At 70.8% G+C, this 22,782-nt stretch carries 22 protein-coding genes; 17 read left to right on the top strand and 5 right to left on the bottom strand.

Annotation, left to right across the window (positions count from 1 at the left end):
• Positions 1-165 precede the first annotated feature (165 nt).
• Positions 166-750 carry a two-component system response regulator gene (locus ACIQD6_RS11530; RefSeq protein ID WP_401880901.1) on the bottom strand — a complete coding sequence of 195 codons (585 nt, stop codon included), beginning with the start codon at positions 748-750 and terminating at the stop codon, positions 166-168.
• 269 nt (positions 751-1,019) lie between these two features.
• Between ACIQD6_RS11530 and ACIQD6_RS11535 the strand changes: the two genes are divergently transcribed.
• The 3 genes from ACIQD6_RS11535 to ACIQD6_RS11545 all read left to right on the top strand — a co-directional run bounded on the left by ACIQD6_RS11535 (position 1,020) and on the right by ACIQD6_RS11545 (position 5,188).
• Entirely contained in the window at positions 1,020-3,119 is a 2,100-nt protein-coding gene (locus tag ACIQD6_RS11535) for a SpoIIE family protein phosphatase (protein ID WP_401880903.1), read from the top strand.
• A 143-nt stretch (positions 3,120-3,262) separates the two neighbouring features.
• Complete coding sequence (hemW, locus tag ACIQD6_RS11540) at positions 3,263-4,495, top strand: radical SAM family heme chaperone HemW (RefSeq protein WP_401880904.1); 1,233 nt, start codon at positions 3,263-3,265, stop codon at positions 4,493-4,495.
• 105 nt (positions 4,496-4,600) lie between these two features.
• A complete protein-coding gene (locus ACIQD6_RS11545) occupies positions 4,601-5,188 on the top strand; it encodes a Uma2 family endonuclease (protein ID WP_401880906.1) in 588 nt (195 codons plus the stop codon).
• On the opposite strand, the gene ACIQD6_RS11550 is transcribed toward ACIQD6_RS11545, so the two are convergent.
• Positions 5,166-5,990, bottom strand: coding sequence for a DUF3097 domain-containing protein (locus ACIQD6_RS11550; protein WP_401880908.1), 825 nt, complete (start codon positions 5,988-5,990; stop codon positions 5,166-5,168). The two genes, ACIQD6_RS11545 and ACIQD6_RS11550, sit on opposite strands and share 23 nt — an antisense overlap.
• An 88-nt stretch (positions 5,991-6,078) precedes the next feature.
• Positions 6,079-6,822 (bottom strand): MBL fold metallo-hydrolase, encoded by a 744-nt coding sequence (locus ACIQD6_RS11555; protein ID WP_401880909.1) that lies wholly within the window; start codon positions 6,820-6,822, stop codon positions 6,079-6,081.
• A gap of 248 nt (positions 6,823-7,070) precedes the next feature.
• Here ACIQD6_RS11555 and hrcA point away from each other — a divergent pair, with 248 nt between their 5' ends.
• The 13 genes from hrcA to era all read left to right on the top strand — a co-directional run bounded on the left by hrcA (position 7,071) and on the right by era (position 19,175).
• Positions 7,071-8,087, top strand: a complete 1,017-nt coding sequence (hrcA, locus tag ACIQD6_RS11560) for a heat-inducible transcriptional repressor HrcA (protein ID WP_401880910.1) — start codon at positions 7,071-7,073, stop codon at positions 8,085-8,087.
• Positions 8,088-9,227, top strand: a complete 1,140-nt coding sequence (dnaJ, locus tag ACIQD6_RS11565; protein ID WP_401880911.1) for a molecular chaperone DnaJ — start codon at positions 8,088-8,090, stop codon at positions 9,225-9,227.
• A gap of 393 nt (positions 9,228-9,620) precedes the next feature.
• Positions 9,621-10,700 (top strand): nitronate monooxygenase, encoded by a 1,080-nt coding sequence (locus ACIQD6_RS11570; protein ID WP_401880912.1) that lies wholly within the window; start codon positions 9,621-9,623, stop codon positions 10,698-10,700.
• Positions 10,697-11,443: a 16S rRNA (uracil(1498)-N(3))-methyltransferase gene (locus tag ACIQD6_RS11575; RefSeq protein WP_401880913.1), complete on the top strand. Its 747-nt coding sequence runs from the start codon at positions 10,697-10,699 to the stop codon at positions 11,441-11,443. Before ACIQD6_RS11570 ends, ACIQD6_RS11575 begins: the two co-directional genes overlap by 4 nt.
• 134 nt (positions 11,444-11,577) lie before the next feature.
• Complete coding sequence (locus tag ACIQD6_RS11580; protein ID WP_401880914.1) at positions 11,578-11,937, top strand: histidine triad nucleotide-binding protein; 360 nt, start codon at positions 11,578-11,580, stop codon at positions 11,935-11,937.
• 5 nt (positions 11,938-11,942) lie between these two features.
• Entirely contained in the window at positions 11,943-12,851 is a 909-nt protein-coding gene (locus ACIQD6_RS11585; RefSeq protein ID WP_401880915.1) for a ribonuclease Z, read from the top strand.
• A 179-nt stretch (positions 12,852-13,030) separates the two neighbouring features.
• Positions 13,031-14,143 (top strand): carbohydrate kinase family protein, encoded by a 1,113-nt coding sequence (locus ACIQD6_RS11590; RefSeq protein WP_401880916.1) that lies wholly within the window; start codon positions 13,031-13,033, stop codon positions 14,141-14,143.
• 243 nt (positions 14,144-14,386) lie between these two features.
• Entirely contained in the window at positions 14,387-15,406 is a 1,020-nt protein-coding gene (locus tag ACIQD6_RS11595; protein WP_401880917.1) for a PhoH family protein, read from the top strand.
• A 51-nt stretch (positions 15,407-15,457) separates the two neighbouring features.
• Positions 15,458-15,955: an rRNA maturation RNase YbeY gene (gene ybeY, locus ACIQD6_RS11600; RefSeq protein WP_401880918.1), complete on the top strand. Its 498-nt coding sequence runs from the start codon at positions 15,458-15,460 to the stop codon at positions 15,953-15,955.
• Positions 15,952-17,241: a hemolysin family protein gene (locus ACIQD6_RS11605; protein WP_401880919.1), complete on the top strand. Its 1,290-nt coding sequence runs from the start codon at positions 15,952-15,954 to the stop codon at positions 17,239-17,241. The genes ybeY and ACIQD6_RS11605 overlap by 4 nt, the downstream gene beginning before the upstream one ends.
• Before the next feature lie 48 nt (positions 17,242-17,289).
• Complete coding sequence (locus ACIQD6_RS11610) at positions 17,290-17,649, top strand: MmcQ/YjbR family DNA-binding protein (RefSeq protein WP_401880920.1); 360 nt, start codon at positions 17,290-17,292, stop codon at positions 17,647-17,649.
• Between the two features lie 148 nt (positions 17,650-17,797).
• Positions 17,798-18,163, top strand: a complete 366-nt coding sequence (locus tag ACIQD6_RS11615; RefSeq protein WP_401880921.1) for a cytidine deaminase — start codon at positions 17,798-17,800, stop codon at positions 18,161-18,163.
• A 61-nt stretch (positions 18,164-18,224) separates the two neighbouring features.
• Positions 18,225-19,175 carry a GTPase Era gene (gene era / locus ACIQD6_RS11620; RefSeq protein ID WP_401880922.1) on the top strand — a complete coding sequence of 317 codons (951 nt, stop codon included), beginning with the start codon at positions 18,225-18,227 and terminating at the stop codon, positions 19,173-19,175.
• A 30-nt stretch (positions 19,176-19,205) separates the two neighbouring features.
• On the opposite strand, the gene ACIQD6_RS11625 is transcribed toward era, so the two are convergent.
• Positions 19,206-19,472, bottom strand: a complete 267-nt coding sequence (locus tag ACIQD6_RS11625) for a protealysin inhibitor emfourin (protein WP_401880923.1) — start codon at positions 19,470-19,472, stop codon at positions 19,206-19,208.
• Between the two features lie 63 nt (positions 19,473-19,535).
• Complete coding sequence (locus tag ACIQD6_RS11630) at positions 19,536-20,600, bottom strand: M4 family metallopeptidase (protein ID WP_401880924.1); 1,065 nt, start codon at positions 20,598-20,600, stop codon at positions 19,536-19,538.
• Between the two features lie 294 nt (positions 20,601-20,894).
• On the opposite strand from ACIQD6_RS11630, the gene leuA reads away from it, so the two are divergent.
• Positions 20,895-22,655 carry a 2-isopropylmalate synthase gene (gene leuA, locus ACIQD6_RS11635; protein WP_401880925.1) on the top strand — a complete coding sequence of 587 codons (1,761 nt, stop codon included), beginning with the start codon at positions 20,895-20,897 and terminating at the stop codon, positions 22,653-22,655.
• Positions 22,656-22,782 lie beyond the last annotated feature (127 nt).

Genomic DNA, 22,782 nt, shown 5'->3' on the forward strand with positions numbered 1-22,782 from the left:
GAAGCGGGGCCACCGGGCACGCGGTGTCCGGTCGGGGGCCACCGGCATACGAACGCAGGCAGCTGGCATACGAACGCAGGCCGTCGGCGTACGGTCGCGGGCCACTGGCGTACGGTCGCGGGCCACTGGCGTACGGGCGCCGGGTGCGGGCCGACGTGACGCCGCCTATCTGTCCCGCTCGCGCCGTAGCTCGCCCAAGGTGTCCTCGATCCGGGCCAGTTGCCGCCCCACGAGAGTGAGATCGTTCGGGACGTCGCGCCGTAACGTCTCCTCGATCACCGCCAACCGGCCCGCGATCTCACCCAGATGCTCCTCCTCCCGCGCCAGCATCCGCTCCAGCTGGCGGTTCTTGCGGTGCAGGTCGAGGAAGACGCTGACCTTGGCGCGCAGCATCCACGGGTCGAAGGGCTTGGTCAGGAAGTCCGCCGCGCCCGAGGCGTACCCCCGGAACGCGTAACCGCTGTCGGATTCGGGCCCGTTCAGGAAGATGATCGGGATGTCCTTGCTCCGGTCCAGCCGCTTGATCCGGGCCGCGGTCTCGAATCCGTCCATACCGGGCATGCGCACGTCCAGCAGGATCACCGCGAACGGCTGCCGCAGCAGCGCCCCCACCGCCTCCTCGCCCGAACGGGCCCGTACGAGCGGCTCGTCCAGCGAGGCCAGTACCGCTTCCAGCGCGGCGAGATTGTCCTCCATGTCATCGACGAGAAGGATGCTCGCGCGCTCCGTGGTGGCTGTTGTCCCGCTCATCCCGTCTCCTTGTCCGGCCCCGACTTTCGGCCAGCGAGGCAAGAATGCTCCGTCCGGGGCGGAACCGCACGTCCTTCCCCGCGTTTGGGACCGTGTCGTACGTGGCGGCGTGTTCCGTACGTCCGCACCCCACCCACGGCGGCGGCCCTACCACCAAACCTTGGTCAATATCTGCCAACTTCCATGACTCGGCGCATATGGGCGCGGTCTGTCTGTCACTCTGTCGGGATCGTAAGCGGCACAACGCCAGAACCGGATCAGGAGCCGCAGTGGGGCCCATTCCGATCCCGCGCGAATCCCTTCACCGTCCGGCACCCACGGTGCCGTCACGCGGGGACGCGCGGTCCACATCACGTACCAGCCTGCCGGGCAACCCGCTCGCACCGTCCGCCGCACGCCGCTTCATCCGCGCGGCGCTGGCGGACTGGACCAGCCTCGGGCTGCTCACGACCTGCACCTTCTGCCAGGCGGACGAGAGCTGCCCACCAGGGAGACACAGCACCGATCTGCTCGCGGACGACGCCGTACTGATCGTCGACGAGCTCGTCACCAACGCGGTGGTGCACGCGGGGACCACCGTCGAACTGCTCTGCCGTCTGGAAGCCCCCTCGGCGGGCGTCTCCGGGGAGGAGGACGAGCCGGCCGCACTCGTCCTCGAAGTCTCGGACCACCACCCGTCACGCGCCATACAGAGCGACGCCCGGGAGCAGGAGCCCGGACGGGAAGACGGGCAGTCGCCGGGGCGGGAACCGTCCTCCGGGCTGCCCGAGTACGGCAGGGGGCTGCACGTCGTCACCGCCCTCGCCGAACGCTGGGGCATCACCTACCGCGCCGGGCTCAAGACCGTATGGGCGCGCCTGCCGCTCGAAGGGCGGGACACGGGGCCGGTGCGGGGGACCGAACCGGTACTGCGCCGCGGGTTGCGCGCCGCCGAGATCCTTGCGCCCGCGTACGCGTCCCGGCGCACCGTGCGCGACGATCCGGACTGGGCCGGCCGAGGCGCCCTCTCCTTCCTCGCCGAGGCCTCGGAACTGCTCGCCGGGCAGCTCGACGAGGACCTGGTCGCGGCGCTCGCCGGGCAGCTGCTGGTGCCGAGGCTGGCGGAGTGGTGCGCGGTCTGGCTGGACGGCGAGGGCGCCCAGACGGGCGCCGCGCCCCGGCTCGCCCGGGTCTGGCACGCGGACGAGTCGCGGCTGGAGCGGCTGCGCGCGGTCCTGGAGAAGGAGCCGCCGCGGCTGCCGGACCCGCCGCGCGGGGTGGCGGTACGGGTGCCGTGGCCGGGAAGCTCGGGCGTGATGTCCGACGCCGGGGCCCGAGTGGTCGGTACGGATGACAGCGATACGGATGACAGTGCTACGGACGGCGGCGTGGCTCTCGCCTGCCGGCTGGTCGCGAACGGACGCGTGCTCGGCACGCTGCTGCTCGGCAGGCCGGGCCAGAGCAGCGTCGCCGACGAAGTCACCGTCCTCGTCGAGGACTTCGCGCGACGCATCGCCCTCGCCATCGGCGCCGCCCGCCGCTACACCCGGCAGGCCACCATCAGCCGCGTCCTGCAACGCGGACTGCTGCCCAGCCAGGTCGCGCGGATTCCGGGCGTCGCCAGCTCGCTGGTGTACGAGCCGAGTGACGAGGGGCTAGCCGGCGGCGACTTCTACGACGTCTTCCCGTGCCCGCCCGGCGACCGCTGGTGCTTCATGCTCGGCGACGTCCAGGGCAGCGGCCCCGAGGCCGCCGTCGTCACCGGCCTGGCCCGCCCCTGGCTGCGGCTGCTGGCCCGCGAGGGCTACCGCGTCGGCGCCGTCCTCGACCGCCTCAACCGGCTGCTCCTCGACGACGCCACGGAGGCCGCCGAATCCGCGTCCCTGATGGTCGCCGCGGCGGCCACCGGCCCCGGCTCCCTCCCCGGCCTGTCCTCGGGCACCGCGTCGGCGCCGTCCGAAGGCAGCCAGGCCCGGTTCCTGTCGCTGCTGTACGGAGAGCTGAGGCCGCTGCCGGGCGAGGGCGGCGGCGTACGGTGCACCCTCGCCAGCGCCGGCCATCCGCTGCCGCTGCTGCTGCGGCCCGACGGTACGGTCCGGCCCGCGGCGGAGCCACAGCTGCTGCTCGGGGTGGTCGAGCAGGTCGCTTACGAGAGCAGCACGTTCGACATGGAGCCCGGCGACACCCTGCTCTGCGTCACCGACGGCGTCACGGAGCGCCGCTCCGGTCCGCGGATGCTCGATGACGGCGACGGCCTCGCGCGGGCCCTGGCGGGGTGCGTGGGTCTGACGGCGCAGGGCGTCGCGGAGCGCATACGGCGCGCTGTGCACGAGTTCGCGGAGACGCCGCCGGGGGACGATCTGGCGCTCCTGGTGTTCCAGGCCGAGTAGCCGCGCGAGGCGCGGGGCGGTGGGCGCGGCGGCGGGACGACGGCCCCGTACTACGTACGGGGCCGTCGTTTGCGTCCGGCCCCGTACGGCGCCGCCCATCGGTGGCGTACGAGGACACCCTCGGCGTACGGGACACTGGGGGCATGCCTTCCGCACTGCCCGACGGTGACCCCATGCCCGAGACCGGGGCCCTGCCCCGGCACGCCCTGACGGGTGCGGCGGACCGGCCTCTCGGCTTCTACCTGCATGTTCCGTACTGCGCGACCCGCTGCGGCTACTGCGACTTCAATACGTACACGGCCACCGAGCTGCGCGGTTCGGGCGGTGTGCTGGCCTCCCGCGACAACTACGCGCAGACACTGGCCGACGAGGTCCGGCTGGCCAGGAAGGTGCTGGGCGACGACCCGAGGCAGGTCCGTACGGTCTTCGTCGGCGGCGGTACCCCGACGCTGCTGGCCGCCGACGATCTCGTACGGATGCTCGGGACGATCCGCGACGAGTTCGGGCTGGCCGACGACGCCGAGATCACCACCGAGGCGAATCCGGAATCGGTGGATCCGGCGTATCTGGCGACCCTGCGGGAGGGCGGCTTCAATCGGATCTCCTTCGGGATGCAGAGCGCGAAGCAGCATGTGCTGAAAGTTCTGGACCGTACCCACACCCCCGGCCGGCCCGAGGCGTGCGTCGCGGAGGCCCGCGCGGCCGGCTTCGATCATGTGAACCTCGACCTGATCTACGGCACGCCGGGGGAGACCGACGCCGACTGGCGCGAGACGCTCGTGGCGGCGGTCGGCGCGGGTCCCGACCACGTCTCGGCGTACGCGCTGATCGTGGAGGAGGGCACCCAGCTGGCCCGGCGCATCCGGCGCGGCGAGGTCCCGATGACGGACGACGACGAGCACGCGGACCGGTACCTGATCGCGGACTCGGTGCTCGGGGAGGCGGGCTTCTCCTGGTACGAGGTGTCCAACTGGGCCACCTCGGAGGCCGCCCGCTGCCTGCACAACGAGCTGTACTGGCGCGGCGCGGACTGGTGGGGCGCGGGCCCCGGCGCCCACAGCCACGTCGGCGGGGTCCGCTGGTGGAACGTCAAACACCCCGGCGCGTACGCCTCGGCCCTGGCGGAGGGCCGCTCGCCGGGCGCGGGCCGCGAGATCCTCTCGGCGGAGGACCGCCGGGTGGAACGCATCCTGCTGGAGCTGCGCCTGTCCGACGGCTGCGAGCTGTCGCTGCTGGCCCCGGCGGGCCTCACGGCGGCCCGGCGAGCGGTCGGGGACGGCCTGCTGGCCCCGGAGTCCTTCGAGGCGGGCAGGGCGGTTCTGACGCTGCGGGGACGGCTGCTGGCGGACGCGGTGGTCAGGGACCTGGTGGACTGATCACTCGCCGGGGTGAATCCCCGCGGATCGCGGGTGCGTCTGCCTGGGCTGTTCCTAAGCTGCCGCCGACGGAACGGAAGCGGCGGAAAGCGGAGGCTCACGGAGATGACCGCTGTGGATGCGCGATCGACCACGCGCGCGGCCAGGATCTTCGAGGACATGGAGGTCCCCGAGGGCTACAAGGCGGAACTCCTCAGGGGCGACATCGTGATGGTGCCGGGGCAGGACCGGGTCCACAACGGGATCGTGGAGTCCGTGCAGGACCAGATCCCACGCAAGGACTGGGACCGTATGCAGACGCAGGACATCGCCATTCCGGGCGAGGCGAGTGAGCCCCAGCCCGATCTCGTGGTCCTTGAACTGGGCGCGGTGGAAGGCCCTGGACGGCTCATTCCGGCTTCGGCCGTGACCCTGTTGCTGGAGGTGGTCTCCAAGTCCAGCATCGACCGTGACCACGGCGTCAAGCGTTCCATGTACGCGGCGGGCCGGGTGCCCGCGTACCTGATCATCGACCCGATGGAGGCTCACTGCGTCCTGCTCACCGAGCCGACCGGCAGTGGTGAGGAGGCCGACTACCAGGTGGAGCGGACCACCAAGTTCGGCGACCCCATTCCCCTGGACGTGCTCGGGGTCGAACTGGACACGTCCGGATTCCAGACGCTTTCCCCGGTCAGTTGGCACCGCCGACGGTGACGAAGTCGATCAATTCCTCGACCCTGCCCAGCAGTTCGGGCCGCAGGTCCTTGTAGGAGCGGACCTGGGACAGGATGTCCTGCCACGCCGCCCCCGTGTTCTCCGGCCAGCCCAGCGCGCGGCACACGCCCGTCTTCCAGTCCTCGCCCCTCGGGACCGACGGCCACGCCCCGATGCCCACCGAGGACGGCTTCACCGCCTCCCACACGTCGATGTACGGGTGGCCCACCACCAGGACGTCCGGGCCCGTCACCTCCGCCGCGATGCGGAACTCCTTCGAGCCCGGCACCAGATGGTCGACCAGGACGCCCAGCCGGGCGTCCGGCGCGGGGGCGAACTCGGCGACGACGGCGGGGAGATCGTCGATGCCGCCCAGGTACTCCACGACCACGCCCTCGATGCGCAGGTCGTCGCCCCAGACCTTCTCGACCAGTTCCGCGTCGTGCCGGCCCTCGACGTAGATGCGGCCCGCCCGCGCCACCCGCGCGCGGGTCCCGGGGACGGCGACCGAGCCGGAGGCCGTACGGGCGGGCCGGGCCGGGCCGCCCGCCGTCGGGCGGACCAGCGTCACCACGCGCCCCTCCAGCAGGAAACCGCCCGGGATCAGCGGGAAGACCCGGTGCTTGCCGAAGCGGTCCTCCAGGGTGACCGTCGGACCCTCGGCGGTCTTCTCGCAGCGGATCACCGCACCGCAGAAGCCTGTTGACACCTCCTCGACCACCAGATCCGGCTCGGCGGGGATCTCGGGCGCGGGCGTGGACTTCTTCCACGGGGGCGTCAGATCGGGGCTGTAGCTGCGCATACGGAAGACGATAAGCGGATCGGGCCGGTACGGCTAAGAGGCTGTCCCACCAGGGTCCGACCCCTGCCGGAACGCCCCGCCGGAGCCGCTACACCCCGCCGAAACCCGCCGCCAGCGCGTCCCGTTGCGCCCGTACGAACGCCGCGTCCACCACCGCCCCGTGCCCCGGCACGTACAGCGCGTCCTCACCGCCCAGTGCCAGCAGCCGGTCCAGCGCCGCCGGCCAGTGCGCGGGGACCGCGTCGGGGCCGGCCTGGGGCTCGCCGGACTCCTCCACCAGATCGCCGCAGAAGACCACATCGGGGGAGCCGGTGCCGACGCCCGGCACCAGCGCCGCCAGATCGTGACCGGTGTGCCCCGGGCCGACGTTGGCCAACAGGACCTGACGGCCGCCCAGATCCACCGTCAGCTCCCCGGACACCGCGTGGCGCGGCAGGACCAGCACGTCGACCGCCTCGGCGGCCCGCGCGGCATCGACACCTTCCCGTACGGCGTCCTCGTACAGCGCCGACCGCCCGGCACCGCCCGGAGCCAGCAGTTCCGCCGTGCCGACCGCTCCGTACACCTCGACCCCGGAGAACGCCGCTGTGCCCAGCACATGGTCGAAGTGCGGGTGGCTCAGTGCGACATGTGTCACTCGACGGCCGCCGAGCAGCGACTGGGCCGCCGCCCGGATCGCGGCGCCCTCGCGGACCGTCGAGCCGGTGTCGTACAGGAGGGCCGCGCCGTCCCCCGCCACCAGCCCGGCCGTCGCGTCCCACCTGGGCAGTCGTCGCCGGCCCACCCCCGGGCTCAACCGCTCCCACCCGCACTCTTCCCAACGGACGTTCATGCGAGGACGCTATCCGCAACGACCAGCGTGATCGCGTATGAAACGGGCAGGTTGACCGCAGTAGACCCGCTTGACCACGGGTGATCGCGAACGGCCACGACGATCGCGGGACAGCGTGGTCGGCCGCCCTTGCCCGGGGCGTACCCGACGGCCGTACACTGGCCGGTGGAAGTACTGGCACTCACCGCGCGCGAGTGCCAGAGCAAGGGCCGGACCGGGACCGACGACGACAGCTGGAGGTGTGCGCGATGCTCAGCGAACGCAGACTCGAGGTGCTGCGCGCGATCGTCCAGGACTACGTCGGCACCGAGGAGCCCGTCGGCTCCAAGGCGCTCACCGAGCGGCACAAGCTCGGTGTCTCCCCGGCCACCGTCCGCAACGACATGGCGGTGCTGGAGGACGAGGGCTTCATCGCCCAGCCGCACACCAGCGCCGGGCGCATCCCGACCGACAAGGGCTACCGGCTCTTCGTCGACCGGCTGGCCGGGGTCAAGCCCCTGTCGCCGCCGGAGCGCCGCGCCATCCAGAATTTCCTGGACGGCGCCGTCGACCTCGACGATGTCGTGGGCCGTACGGTCCGGCTGCTCGCGCAGCTCACCCGGCAGGTCGCGGTCGTCCAGTACCCCTCGCTGACCCGCTCGACGGTGCGGCATGTGGAGTTGCTGGCGCTCGCCCCCGCCCGGCTGATGCTCGTGTTGATCACGGACACGGGACGGGTCGAGCAAAGGATGATCGACTGTCCCGCGCCGTTCGGCGAGACCTCGCTCGCGGATCTCCGGGCCCGGCTCAACAGCCGGATCGTGGGACGCCGTTTCGCGGACGTCCCGCCGCTGGTGCAGGACCTTCCCGATTCCTTCGAGCAGGAGGACCGGGGGACCGTGACAGCGGTCCTCGCGACCCTGCTCGAAACCCTGGTCGAGGAGACCGAGGAGCGGCTGATGATCGGCGGTACCGCCAACATCACCCGCTTCGGACACGATTTCCCTCTGACCATCCGGCCGGTGCTGGAGGCACTTGAGGAGCATGTGGTGCTCCTCAAGCTGCTCGGTGAGGCCAAGGACCCGGGCATGACCGTACGAATCGGGCACGAGAACGCCCATGAGGGACTCAACTCCACGTCCGTCGTCGCGGTCGGCTACGGTTCGGGAGACGAGGCAGTCGCCAAACTCGGCGTGGTCGGACCGACCCGCATGGACTACCCCGGAACGATGGGAGCGGTACGCGCAGTGGCACGTTACGTCGGACAGATCCTGGCGGAGTCGTAAGTGGCCACGGACTACTACGCCGTACTCGGCGTGCGCCGCGACGCATCCCAGGATGAGATCAAGAAGGCATTCCGGCGGCTCGCGCGCGAGCTGCATCCGGATGTGAATCCCGATCCGAAGACGCAAGAGCGCTTCAAGGAGATCAACGCCGCCTACGAGGTGTTGTCGGACCCGCAGAAGAAACAGGTCTACGACCTCGGCGGAGACCCGCTCTCCGGAGCCGGGGGCGGAGGCGGCGCGGGTGGCTTCGGCGCCGGCGGCTTCGGCAACTTCTCCGACATCATGGACGCGTTCTTCGGTACGGCGTCGCAGCGCGGCCCGCGGTCGCGGACGCGGCGCGGCCAGGACGCGATGATCCGGCTGGAGATCGACCTCAACGAGGCGGCCTTCGGCACGACCAAGGACATCCAGGTCGACACGGCCGTTGTCTGTACGACCTGTTCGGGCGAGGGTGCCGCTCCCGGCACCTCGGCGCAGACCTGCGACATGTGCCGCGGCCGTGGCGAGGTCTCGCAGGTCACCCGGTCCTTCCTGGGCCAGGTCATGACCTCGCGGCCGTGCCCGCAGTGCCAGGGCTTCGGCACGGTCGTACCGACGCCGTGCCCCGAGTGCGCGGGCGACGGTCGCATCCGGTCGCGTCGTACGCTCACGGTCAAGATCCCCGCGGGCGTCGACAACGGCACCCGCATCCAGCTCGCGGGCGAGGGCGAGGTCGGCCCCGGCGGCGGTCCCGCCGGTGACCTGTACGTCGAGATCCACGAGGTGCAGCACAGCACCTTCCAGCGGCGCGGCGACGATCTGCACTGCACGGTGACCATTCCGATGACGGCGGCCTCACTGGGCACGAAGTGCCCGCTGGAGACGCTGGACGGGGTGGAGGAGATCGACGTACGGCCGGGTACGCAGTCGGGGCAGTCGATCCCGCTGCACGGGCGTGGCATCACGCATCTGCGCGGTGGCGGCCGGGGCGACCTGATCGTGCACGTCGAGGTGATGACGCCGTCGAAGCTGGATCCGGAGCAGGAGAGGCTGCTGCGGGAGCTGGCGAAGCTGCGTGGTGAGGAACGGCCCACGGGGCAGTTCCAGCCGGGGCAGCAGGGTCTGTTCTCGCGGTTGAAGGACGCGTTCAACGGGCGGTAGGGCCTGTCCGGCGGATCTTCGCGGATCAGCCCGTGGCGTCTGGTGCCGTGCATCGCAAGGCGGAGGATCGTCCGCGTACTGGATGTACGTGGACGACTCCGACAACGCGGCGAGGTGCGGTGCCAGGCGTCGCGGGCCCGGGAAGATCCGCCGGACAGGCCCTGGGCCGCTCGTAGTTGGACGAAGTCGTTCGACCGATCGACCGATCGTGGGCCGCCGTCGATGGTCGGCGGCCCGCGCGTGAGGCAGACGCGTGCGAGCCGGGCGTCCAGGGGGCGGGAATCAGCCACCCAGATGCCCGTGCGTGTCGCCTCGCGCACGCCGTGTTCCCCGGCGCATGCCATACGTGGCACCGATTCGGACCTCTCACCGAGGACATGGCACGATGCCTCCATGTCCTCCGCACTGACCGATCTTTGCCGGTATCCGATCGTGCAGGCCCCCATGGCGGGCGGCGCTTCCTGCCCTCTGCTGGCCGCTGCCGTCTCCGAGGCCGGGGGTCTCGGGTTCCTCGCCGCCGGATACAAGACCGCGGACGGCATGTACGAAGAGGTCAAACAGCTGCGCGGGCTCACCGGCCGGCCGTTCGGCATCAATCTCTTCATGCCGCAGCCTCACTACGCCGACAACGCGGCCGTCGAGGTCTACCGGAACCAGCTCGCCGGTGAGGCCACCTGGTACGAGACACCGCTCGGCGACCCCCAGGCCGGACGGGACGACGGCTACGAGGCCAAGCTGGCCATACTGCTCGACGACCCGGTGCCGGTGGTCTCCTTCACCTTCGGCTGTCCGACCCGGACGGTTCTCGACGCGTTCGCCCACGCCGGTACCTTCACCGTGGTCACGGTGACCACCCCCGAGGAGGCCCAGACCGCTCAGTGGTCCGGCGCCGACGCGGTGTGCGTACAGGGCATCGAGGCCGGCGGACACCAGGGCACGCACCGCGACGACCCGGCCACCGACGGTGCGGGCATCGGGCTGCTCTCGCTGGTGTCCCAGGTCAGGGAGACCGTGCAGATCCCGGTCATCGCCGCCGGCGGGCTGATGCGCGGCGGGCAGATCGCGGCGGTGCTCGCGGCGGGCGCGGACGCGGCACAGCTCGGTACGGCGTTCCTGGTGTGCCCCGAGTCCGGGGCGAACGCGCTGCACAAGCAGGCCATGACCAACCCGCTGTTCGTACGGACCGAACTGACCCGGGCCTTCTCGGGCCGCCCCGCCCGCGGCCTCGTCAACCGCTTCATGCGCGAGCACGGCCCGTACGCCCCGCCCGCCTACCCCGAGGTCCACCACCTCACCTCCGGACTGCGCAAGGCCGCGGCCAAGGTGGGGGACGCGCAGGGCATGGCGCTCTGGGCGGGACAGGGCCACCGGATGGCGCGCGACCTGCCGGCCGGCCGGCTGGTCGAGGTCCTCGCGGGCGAACTCGACGCGACCCGGGCGTCGTTCATGCCGGGCCTCGGCAGCGCCTCGTGACCGCTCCGGTCTTCGTCGTAGGAGACGGCGGACCCGGCGCCCTGGCGGTGGGGACGGTCACGCTCGACGGCCCCGAAGGTCGGCACGCCGTCTCCGTACGGAGGTTGCGCGTCGGCGAGGAGGTCGTGCTGACGGACGGCGCGGGCACCGGCGCGTACGGAACGGTCGCGGCCGTCGAGGGCAAGGACCGGCTGGACGTCGAGGTCACGGAGGTGCGGACCGAGGAGGAGCCCTCGCCCCGGATCACCGTCGTCCAGGCCCTCCCCAAGGGCGACCGCGGGGAGTTGGCCGTCGAGACGATGACCGAGACCGGTGTCGACGCGATCGTGCCGTGGCAGGCCGCGCGCTGCGTCACCCAGTGGAAGGGCGACCGGGGCGCCAAGTCCCTGGCCAAATGGCGGGCCACGGCCCGGGAGGCGGGCAAGCAGTCGCGCCGGCTCCGCTTCCCCGAGGTCATGGACGCGCTGTCGGCCAAACAGGTCGCCGCGCTGCTCGCGGACGCCGACTTCGCGGCCGTACTGCACGAGGAGGGCAGCGAACCGCTGGCCACCGCGCCGCTCCCCGCCGAGGGCCGGATCGTGCTGGTCGTGGGCCCCGAAGGGGGCGTGTCCCCGGAGGAGTTGGCGGTCTTCGAGGCGGCGGGCGCGAAGCCGTACCGCCTCGGCCGCAGCGTGCTGCGCACCTCCACCGCGGGTACGGCGGCGACGGCCCTGCTGCTGGGCCGCACGGGCCGCTGGTCCTGACCGCCCGGCCCCGGGGAGCGCCGCGGCGATGCCCTCGGCGGGCAGGTGACGCCCTCAACGGACAGCGGCCACCGGCCCGGATACCATGCGACCGTACCGAACTGATCACCAGCAGCGTCGAGGAGGCCAGGACCATGGCGGGAGAACCACAGGCCGACTGCCTGTTCTGCAAGATCGTCTCGGGGGACGTGCCGGCCACCCTCGTACGCGAGACCGACACCACCGTCGCCTTCCAGGACATCAATCCGCAGGCCCCGACCCATGTCCTGGTCATCCCGCGCGTGCACTACGCGGACGCCGGCTCCCTCGCCGCCGCCGAGCCGCAGATCGCCGCCGACGTGCTGCGTGAGGCCGCCGCGGTCGCCGCCCAGGAGAAGGCCGACGGCACCGGCTACCGCATCGTGTTCAACACCGGCGCGGGCGCCGGCCAGACCGTCTTCCACGCGCACGCCCACGTCCTGGGCGGTCGCGGCCTCAACTGGCCTCCCGGATAAGCGCCTTGTCCGTACGGGAACTGGTGGTGCTCGGCACCGCCAGCCAGGTGCCCACGCGCCATCGCAACCACAACGGCTATCTGCTGCGCTGGGACGGCGAGGGCCTGCTCTTCGATCCCGGCGAGGGCACCCAGCGCCAGATGCTGCGCGCCGGGGTCGCCGCGCACGACATCAACCGGATCTGTGTCACGCACTTCCACGGCGATCACTCGCTGGGGCTGGCCGGGGTCATCCAGCGCATCAACCTCGACCAGGTGCCGCACCCGGTCACCGCGCACTACCCGGCGAGCGGGCAGCGCTTCTTCGAGCGACTGCGGTACGCGACGGCCTACCGCGAGTCCGTCGCGCTGACCGAGGCGCCGGTGACCGGCGACGGCGTCCTCGCGCGGACCGGCGCGTACACCCTGGACGCGCACAAGCTCTCGCACCCCGTCGAGTCGTACGGCTACCGCCTCACCGAGCCCGACGGGCACCGGATGCTGCCCGCGCGGCTGGCCGCGCACGGCATCGCGGGCCCGGACGTCGGCCGGCTCCAGCGCGAGGGCGTGCTGAACGGCGTCACACTGGACGAGGTCAGCGAGACGCGCCGGGGCCAGCGGTTCGCGTTCGTCATGGACACCCGGCTCTGCGACGGCGTGCACGCGCTGGCCGAGGGCTGCGACATGCTCGTCATCGAGTCGACCTTCCTGGACGAGGACGAGCGGCTGGCCACCGACCACGGTCACCTCACCGCGGGCCAGGCGGCGCGCGTGGCGCGGGAGGCGGACGTACGGCATCTGGTGCTGACGCACTTCTCGCAGCGGTACGGCGATCCGGACGAGTTCGAGCGCCAGGCCCGCGCGGCCGGCTTCGAGGGCGAACTGACGGTCGCCGCCGACCTCGTACGAGTGCCGCTGCCCAAACGGTCTCCCTGAGGCCGGTCCCCGCGGCCCATCCCCGGGACACCGGGGACAGCGAGAGGGACCGGCGGCGACGGGACGGGGCGGCGGTGACGGGGCGGGGCGGGGACAGTGGGGCGGACCTCGCGCGTGTCCGCCGCGCCGTGTCCGATCGTGCAGACTGTCCGGATCTGCACGCGATCGGGGAGTCCGCCGTGATCACATCCAACGGAGACACGTACGACCACACCGCCCATGTCGATCCGCTGAGCGCCCTGCGCGCACCGGACGACCCGGAGTGCGATGTCTATCTCACGGGCACGGTCTTCCTCGACATCATCTTCACCGGCCTCGCCAGCGCGCCCGTACGCGGCACCGAGTCCTGGGCCCGGGGCATGGGGTCGAGCCCCGGCGGCATCGCCAACATGGCCACCGCGCTGGCCCGCCTCGGACTGCGCACCTCGCTCTCCGCCGCCTTCGGCGACGACCACTACGGCGAGTACTGCTGGGACGCGCTGGAGCACGGCGAGGGCATCGACCTGTCCCGGTCCCGTACGGTCGCAGGCTGGCACTCGCCCGTCACCGTCTCCATGGCGTACGAGGGCGAACGGACCATGGTCTCGCACGGCCACGAGGCCCCGCCGCCCGAAGGCGCCCTGCCGGAGTGCCCGCCACGCGCGCGTGCCGCCGTCGCCGCGCTCACGCCCGGCCGCCGCGACGAGTGGATCGCCCATGCCACCCGCCACGGGGCACGGATCTTCGCCGACGTCGGCTGGGACGACACCGGCCGCTGGGACCTGTCGGGACTGGCCGATCTGGAGCACTGCGAGGCCTTCCTGCCCAACGCCGAGGAGGCGATGCGCTACACCCGTACCGACTGCCCACGGGCCGCCGCGCAGCTGCTCGCCGAGCGGGTGCCGGTCGCCGTCGTCACGCTGGGCGCGGAGGGCGCATATGCCGTGGACGGCACCACCGGCGAGACCGCCGAGGTTCCGGCGATCGCGGTGGAGGCCCTCGATCCGACGGGCGCGGGCGATGTCTTCGTGGCCGGTTTCGTCACCGGTACGCTCGCGGGCTGGCCGCTCGCCGACCGGCTGGCCTTCGCCGGGCTGACGGCCGCGCTCTCCGTACAGGAGTTCGGCGGATCGCTCTCCGCGCCGGGCTGGGCGGAGGTCGCGGCCTGGTGGAGTTACGTACGCGCCTGCTCCGACCAGGACCCGGCGGCGCTGCGGCGCTACGCCTTCCTGGAGGAGCTGCTGCCCGCGCCGACGCGGCCGTGGCCGCTGCGCAGGGCCGTACCGACGATCGGTTTCGGTCGCTCGGGGTGAGGCGCGGGTGTACCGGGCGTACTGCGCGGGCCGTACGGGCGCACAGCTGGGGCGCCTGATACGGGGTACGCCTCCCGTGACACCGAGGTACGCCTCCCGTGGTCGCCGTCCGCAAATCTGTGCGACGGCGCAGAGAAAAGCTCTAGGGCCTTGTCAGTGGGGAGCCGTAGGCTGGTAGCCCAGAGGTTGTCGAGCAGCGAGAACCCTGCAACGGGAGGTATGCGCAGGCCACAGCGCCGGCCCATGACTCAGACACCTACAGCCAAGACCCCCGCACCGGGGCAGGCACGTGCCCGGTTCACCGTTCCCGCCAAGCACCCCATGGTCACGGTCCTGGGTTCGGGGGACTCCCTGCTCCGCGTGATCGAAAAGGCGTTCCCGGCCGCAGACATCCATGTCCGGGGAAACGAGATCAGTGCGACCGGCAGCGCGGCGGATGTCGCGCTGGTCCAGCGCCTGTTCGACGAGATGATGCTGGTGCTCCGCACCGGTCAGCCGATGACGGAGGACGCAGTGGAACGTTCGATCGCCATGCTCAGGGCGAGCGAGGACGGCGGAGCGGACGGCCCCGAGACGCCCGCCGATGTGCTCACCCAGAACATTCTGTCCAGCCGGGGCCGGACGATCCGCCCCAAGACCCTCAACCAGAAGCGATATGTCGACGCGATCGACAAGCACACGATCGTCTTCGGCATCGGCCCCGCCGGCACGGGCAAGACGTATCTCGCCATGGCCAAGGCGGTCCAGGCGCTCCAGTCCAAGCAGGTCAACCGGATCATCCTGACCAGGCCCGCCGTCGAGGCCGGCGAGCGGCTCGGCTTCCTGCCGGGCACGCTCTACGAGAAGATCGACCCGTATCTGCGGCCGCTCTATGACGCGTTGCACGACATGCTCGACCCCGACTCGATCCCCCGGCTGATGGCGGCAGGCACGATCGAGGTCGCGCCCCTGGCGTACATGCGTGGCCGGACGCTCAACGACGCCTTCATCATTCTGGACGAGGCGCAGAACACCAGCCCCGAGCAGATGAAGATGTTCCTGACGCGGCTCGGCTTCGAGTCGAAGATCGTCATCACGGGCGACATCACCCAGGTCGACCTCCCGGGCGGCACGAAGAGCGGTCTGCGCCAGGTCCAGGACATCCTGGAAGGCCTGGACGACGTGCACTTCTCGCGGCTGACGTCGCAGGATGTCGTACGGCACAAGCTGGTCGGCCGTATCGTCGACGCGTACGAGCAGTACGACAGCCGGAACGGGACCTGACGGTCACCGGGCCGAGCCGCTGAACCGAGAGCAGGAGAGCAAGAGCGCACCATGTCGATCGACGTCAACAACGAGTCAGGGACCGAGGTCGACGAGCAGGCGATTCTCGATGTCGCCCGCTACGCGCTCACCCGGATGCGTATCCACCCGCTCTCCGAGCTCTCGGTGATCGTGGTGGACGAAGCCGCCATGGAGCAGCTGCACATCCAGTGGATGGACCTGCCGGGTCCGACGGATGTCATGTCCTTCCCGATGGACGAGCTGCGTCCGCCGGTCAAGGACGATGAGGAGCCCCCGCAGGGACTCCTCGGTGACATCGTGCTCTGCCCGGAGGTCGCGAAGAAGCAGGGCGAGGAAGCACCGACGCAGCACACCATGGACGAGGAGCTCCAGCTCCTCACCGTCCACGGTGTGCTGCACCTCCTCGGGTACGACCACGAGGTGCCGGACGAGAAGGCCGAGATGTTCGGCCTTCAGGCGGCGATCGTGGACGGCTGGCGGACCGAGCAGGGGCTCACGGGCCCGTCGCCCGCGCCGACCGTCTCGTGACCGGGCAACTGATCGTCGGCGCCGTCGCCCTGGTCGTGGTGGCGTGGCTGGCGGCGTGCGCCGAGGCGGGCCTGGCCCGGGTCACCAGTTTCCGGGCGGCCGAGGCCGTACGGTCCGGGCGCCGGGGCGCGGCCAAGCTGGAGCGGATCGCCACCGACCCGACGCGCTATCTGAATGTGGCGCTGCTGGTGCGGGTCGCCTGCGAGATGGCGGCCGGGGTGCTGGTGACGTATGTCTGCCTGGAGGAGTTCCGGCAGACCTGGGCGGCGCTGGTCGTCGCGATCGGTGTGATGGTCCTCGTCTCCTACGTCGCGGTGGGCGTCTCCCCCCGGACCATCGGCCGCCAGCACCCGCTGAACACGGCGACGGCCTCGGCGTACGTCCTGCTGCCGCTCGCCCGGATCATGGGCCCGATCCCGCAGCTGCTGATCCTCCTGGGCAACGCCCTCACGCCCGGCAAGGGGTTCCGCAAGGGACCGTTCGCCAGCGAGGCCGAGCTGCGGGCGATGGTCGACCTCGCCGAGCAGGAGTCCCTGATCGAGGACGACGAGCGCCGGATGGTGCATTCCGTCTTCGAGCTGGGCGACACCCTCGTACGGGAAGTGATGGTCCCGCGCACGGACCTGGTCTGCATCGAGCGCTACAAGACGATCCGTCAGGCGCTCACGCTGGCCCTGCGCTCGGGCTTCTCCCGGATCCCGGTGACCGGTGAGAACGAGGACGACATCGTCGGCATCGTCTACCTCAAGGACCTGGTCAGGAAGACCCACATCAACCGGGGCTCCGAGTCCGAGCTGGTCTCCACGGCGATGCGCCCGGCCGCCTTCGTGCCCGACACGAAGAACGCGGGCGACCTGCTGCGCGAGATGCAGCAGGAGCGCAGCCATGTGGCGGTCGTCATCGACGAGTACGGCGGCACGGCCGGCATCGTCACGATCGAGGACATCCTGGAGGAGATCGTCGGCGAGATCACCGACGAGTACGACCGTGAACTGCCCCCCGTCGAGGAACTCGGCGACGGCTCCTACCGGGTCACGGCCCGCCTGGACATCGGCGACCTCGGGGAACTGTTCGGGCTCGACGAGTACGACGACGAGGACGTGGAAACGGTCGGCGGCCTGCTGGCGAAGGCCCTGGGCAGGGTCCCGATCGCCGGAGCCACCGCCGAGGTCGAGCTGCCCGACGGCCGGCACCTGCGCCTGACGGCCGAGTCCCCGGCCGGCCGCCGGAACAAGATCGTTACGGTCCTCGCGGAACCGGTGCGCGAGGAGGCGACGGCCTCATGACTCCGGCGGGGCCGAGGGCGGTATGACACCGGCGGAGCTGAGGACCGTATGACACCGGCGCAACTGCGGGCCTGCTGCCTGGGGCTCAACGGGACGTCCGAGGACATCCCGTTCCCCCGCAGCCCCGGCGTCACGGTCTTCCGGGTCGGGGCGAAGATCTTCGCGATCTGCGCGCTGGAGGAGAAGCCCCTGAAGGTCTCCCTGAAATGCGACCCCGACGAGGCGGTCCGACTGCGGGAGGCCCACCCGGAGATCGTCCCCGGCTGGCACCTCAACAAGCGCCACTGGAACACGGTAACGGTCGGCCCGCTGCCCGCGCGAATGGTGCGGGAGCTGATCGAGGACTCGTACGACCTGGTGGCGGCGGGCCTGCCGAAGGCGGAGCGACTCCGCCTCGACCGGCCGTAGACGGACCTGCCCTGGCCCGGCGGAGGCGGGGCAAGGAGCAGCACGTGCGCATCGGGGCGCCGACCGCGCTCCGGGCTCCCGCCGGGCCGGAGTCCGGCGTCCCGGGGCCGTCCGTGGTGCTTCCCTGCCTGCTGAATATGCTCGGCACATGACACAGAGCACCGACCCCGGCACCGGCCTCGATCCCGAGGACCGCAAGATCATCACTCTGGCCCGCAGCGCCCGCGCCCGTAATGGCGTACCGGAGGGCGCTGCGGTACGGGACGAGACCGGGCGTACGTACGTCGCGGGCACCGTCGAGCTGGACTCCCTCAAGCTCAGCGCGCTGCGCACGGCGGTCGCGATGGCCGTGGCCAGCGGCGCCACCTCACTGGAGGCGGCAGCCGTCGTCACCGACGCGGAGAGCGTGTCGGACGAGGACCGTGCCGCCGTGCGCGATCTGGGCGGGGCACAGACCTCGGTCCTGGTGGCGGGCCCCGACGGCGCGCTCCGGGTGACCGTCACGGCCGGCTGACGGCGGACACCGGGGACCCGTCTGGTCGGCGGGGGGTGAACGATCGGGGAGAATGGGCGCCATGAGCGCTCGTACCTCCCTTCCCGAGACAGCCGAAGCCCCCCACCGGGCCGGCTTCGCCTGCTTCGTCGGTCGCCCCAACGCGGGCAAGTCCACCCTCACGAACGCTCTGGTCGGCCAGAAGGTGGCCATCACCTCCAACCGGCCGCAGACCACCCGGCACACCGTGCGCGGCATCGTGCACCGGCCCGAGGCGCAGCTGATCCTGGTGGACACCCCGGGTCTCCACAAGCCGCGCACGCTGCTCGGTGAGCGTCTGAACGACGTCGTACGGACCACCTGGGCCGAGGTCGATGTGATCGGCTTCTGCCTGCCCGCCGACCAGAAGCTCGGCCCCGGCGACCGGTTCATCGCCAAGGAACTGGCCACGATCAAGAAGACGCCGAAGGTCGCCGTCGTCACCAAGACCGACCTCGTCGACTCCAAGGCGCTCGCCGAGCAGCTGATCGCGATCGACCAGCTCGGCAAGGAACTGGGCCTGGAATGGGCGGAGATCGTCCCGGTCTCGGCGGTCGGTGACCAGCAGGTCGGGCTGCTCGCGGACCTGCTGGTCCCGCTGCTCCCGGAGAGCCCCCCGCTCTACCCGGAGGGCGACCTCACCGACGAGCCCGAGCAGGTCATGGTGGCCGAGCTGATCCGTGAGGCCGCGCTGGAAGGCGTACGGGACGAACTGCCGCACTCGATCGCGGTCGTGGTCGAGGAGATGCTCCCGCGCGAGGACCGCCCGGCCGACAAGCCGCTGCTCGACATCCACGCCAACGTCTATATCGAGCGGCCCAGCCAGAAGGGCATCATCATCGGCCCGAAGGGCAAGCGGCTCAAGGAGGTCGGGACGAAGTCCCGCAAGCACATCGAGGCGCTCCTGGGCACACCGGTCTTCCTCGACCTGCACGTCAAGGTCGCCAAGGACTGGCAGCGGGACCCGAAGCAGCTGCGGAAGCTCGGTTTCTGAGCTTCTCCGCTTCTCCTCCGGTCTGTGTGCCTAGGCTCCCTCCTTCAGGACACGGGAGATCAGCGCGCGCTGCGCCTCGGACAGCCGTGGATCCGCGCAGTGGAGCGTACGGCCGTCGACGGTGATCTCGTACGAGAAGCCGTCCCGCACCCCTGTCGGCCGGGGGCCCTGGCCGTCGGCCAGGGCCCTCTCCGCCAGCTCATGCCACACAGGGGCATCGGGCAGGGCCGAGGTGTCGACCTCGGCCCCGCGCTCGATGCCCGCGAAACCGCCGGTGCGCCGTACCTGGATGAGCATGGGTTCCTGTCTAGTCCGTGACGGCCTGCGGCGTAAGGGCGGGAGCACTACCCGTCCCGCTTGTCATGCCGTCGGGACCCCGACCGTCGACCACGCCTTGGTCACGGCCTCCAGCTCCGCACCGTCCCCGAACCGGGCCCGCGCCGCCTTGACCGTCAGCTTGGCGAAGTCCGCGAAGCTCGCGTCGATCGCCAGCTCACCGCCGGTCAGCACGTCGAACCAGATCTGCCCCGCCTTCTCCCAGGACTTGCCGCCGAGCTGGGTGGCGAGCAGGTAGAACGCGTGGTTGGGGATGCCCGAGTTGATGTGCACCCCGCCGTTGTCACGGCCCGTACGGACGAAGTCGTCCATGGTCGCCGGCTGCGGGTCCTTGCCGAGGACATCGTCGTCGTACGCCGTGCCCGGCGCCTTCATGGAGCGCAGGGCGACCCCGGTGACACCCGGGGCGAGCAGACCCGCGCCGATCAGCCAGTCGGCCTGATCGGCGGTCTGGTCGAGGGTGTACTGCTTGACCATCGAGCCGAAGACGTCCGACACGGACTCGTTCAGGGCGCCCGGCTGGCCGTAGTAGCTGAGGTTGGCCGTGTACTGGGTGAGGCCGTGGGCCAGCTCATGCCCGATCACATCGACCGGGAGCGTGAAGTCGAGGAAGATCTCGCCGTCACCGTCCCCGAAGACCATCTGCTCGCCGTCCCAGAACGCGTTCCCGTACTTCTTGTCGTAGTGGACGCTCGCGATCAGCGGCAGCCCGGCGCCGTCGAGGGAATCGCGGCCGTATGCCGTCAGCAGCAGCTCGAAGGTGGCGCCGAGTCCGCTGTACGCGCGGTTGACGGTCGCGTCCTGGCCGGGATCCCCGCCCTCGTCGCGGACCTTCGTGCCCGGCAGGGCGGTGCGGTGCTCGCAGTCGTGAATGGTGCGGCGGGGCTTTCCCGTGGCCTCCTCCGCGCGCTCGTCGCCCGGCGCGGCGGCCGTCCGGGCCATGACCAGCTGACGGCGGGTGCGCCGGGCGGCGTCCGCCTCCAGGGTGCGGCGGGCGGACTCGGACAGGGCCGGGTTCTCGGCCTGCGCGAGCTTGTCGAGAACATGGGGCGGCACGATGGTGCAGAAAACGGAGTTGATGGCGTCCATGGAAAAACGGTGGCAGTCCGTCATCGCGCTGTCACTGAATGCGGCCGGAATTCCTGAAATGGAGTGATCTGTTGGCGTTCCACGAATACCTCGCCGATTCCGCATGCTGATACGGATCCGCGCGCTCGGTACGACTCGGTTACGCTGCTACGCATCATGCGTTTCGGGCTGCTTCTCCTTAGCTGCCGCGGCGAGGGCCTGTAGTCGTAGGCCGACCCCCTCCCCGCGGAGTCTGGTGTTGCGGTAGTCCCGCCCCGTCGGCCGTATTCAGCGGAACACGAGGAGCCCCACGCAATGTCTGATTCTTCTGTCGGTCGCCCCACCCCCATCACCACCGCGACCCACACCCAGAAGCCCTCCGGGATGCCGATCCACAAATACGGCAGCTACGAAGCCGTGGACATCGCGGACCGCACCTGGCCCGACAACCGGATCACCACCGCGCCCCGCTGGCTCTCCACCGATCTGCGCGACGGCAACCAGGCGCTGATCGATCCCATGTCACCGGCCCGCAAGCGCGAGATGTTCGACCTGCTGGTGCGCATGGGCTACAAGGAGATCGAGGTCGGCTTCCCGGCCTCCGGCGAGACCGACTTCGCGTTCGTACGGTCGATCATCGAAGAGGGCGCGATCCCCGACGACGTGACGATCTCCGTCCTGACCCAGGCGCGCGAGGAGCTGATCGAGCGCACGATCGAGGCGCTGAAGGGCGCCAACCGCGCGACGGTCCACCTCTACAACGCCACCGCCCCCACCTTCCGGCGTGTCGTCTTCCGCGGCACGAAGGAGCAGGTCAAGCAGATCGCGGTGGACGGTACGCGGCTGGTGATGGAGTACGCGGAGAAGATCCTGGGCCCCGAGACCAGCTTCGGCTACCAGTACAGCCCGGAGATCTTCACCGACACCGAGCTGGACTTCGCCCTGGAGGTCTGCGAGGCCGTCATGGACGTCTGGCAGCCCGAGGCCGGCCGCGAGATCATTCTCAACCTGCCCGCCACCGTGGAGCGTTCGACGCCGTCCACGCACGCGGACCGGTTCGAGTGGATGTCCCGCAACCTGTCCCGCCGCGAGCACGTCTGTCTGTCCGTGCACCCGCACAACGACCGCGGTACGGCCGTCGCCGCCGCCGAGCTGGCGATCATGGCCGGTGCCGACCGTATCGAGGGCTGCCTGTTCGGGCAGGGCGAGCGCACCGGCAATGTCGACCTGGTGACACTGGGCATGAACCTCTTCTCGCAGGGTGTCGACCCGCAGATCGACTTCTCGCAGATCGACGAGGTCCGTCGTACGAGCGAGTACTGCAATCAGATGGAGATCCACCCGCGCCACCCCTACGCGGGCGATCTGGTCTACACCTCCTTCTCCGGCTCCCACCAGGACGCCATCAAGAAGGGCTTCGACGCGCGCGAGGCCGACGCCGCCGCGCAGGGCAAGTCGGTCGACGAGATCGAGTGGGCCGTGCCGTACCTGCCGATCGACCCGAAGGACGTGGGCCGTTCGTACGAGGCGGTCATCCGGGTCAACTCGCAGTCCGGCAAGGGCGGTATCGCGTACGTCCTGAACAACGACCACAAGCTGGACCTGCCGCGCCGGATGCAGATCGAGTTCTCCCGGATCATTCAGGCCAAGACCGACGCCGAGGGCGGCGAGGTCACGCCGGCCCAGATCTGGTCGGTCTTCCAGGACGAGTACCTGCCCAACCCGGACAATTCCTGGGGCCGGGTGCAGCTGCGCTCCGGTCAGACCACGACGGACACGGACGGCAAGGACACGCTCACCGTCCAGGCCGTCGTGGACGGTACGGAGACCGTACTGACCGGTACCGGCAACGGTCCGATTTCGGCCTTCTTCGAGGCCCTGGCCACGGTCGGGGTGGACGCCCGGCTGCTGGACTACCAGGAGCACACCATGAGCGAGGGCGCGAGCGCGCAGGCCGCTTCGTACATCGAGTGCGCGGTCGACGGAAAGGTGCTGTGGGGCATCGGAATCGACCCGAACACGACCCGCGCGTCGCTCAAAGCGGTCATCTCCGCGGTGAACCGCGCGACCCGCTGAGCCGAGATTTCACGAACCCCGTCCGCCGGATCCGGTGGGCGGGGTTCGGCCATGTCGTGGCGAGCTCACGCCGTGGTGCTGACGGCACCCGCGTGATGTGGCTAACATCACGTCAACGCGGCAATGT

The organism is Streptomyces sp. NPDC088400 (assembly GCF_044753355.1).
Lineage (GTDB): Bacteria > Actinomycetota > Actinomycetes > Streptomycetales > Streptomycetaceae > Streptomyces.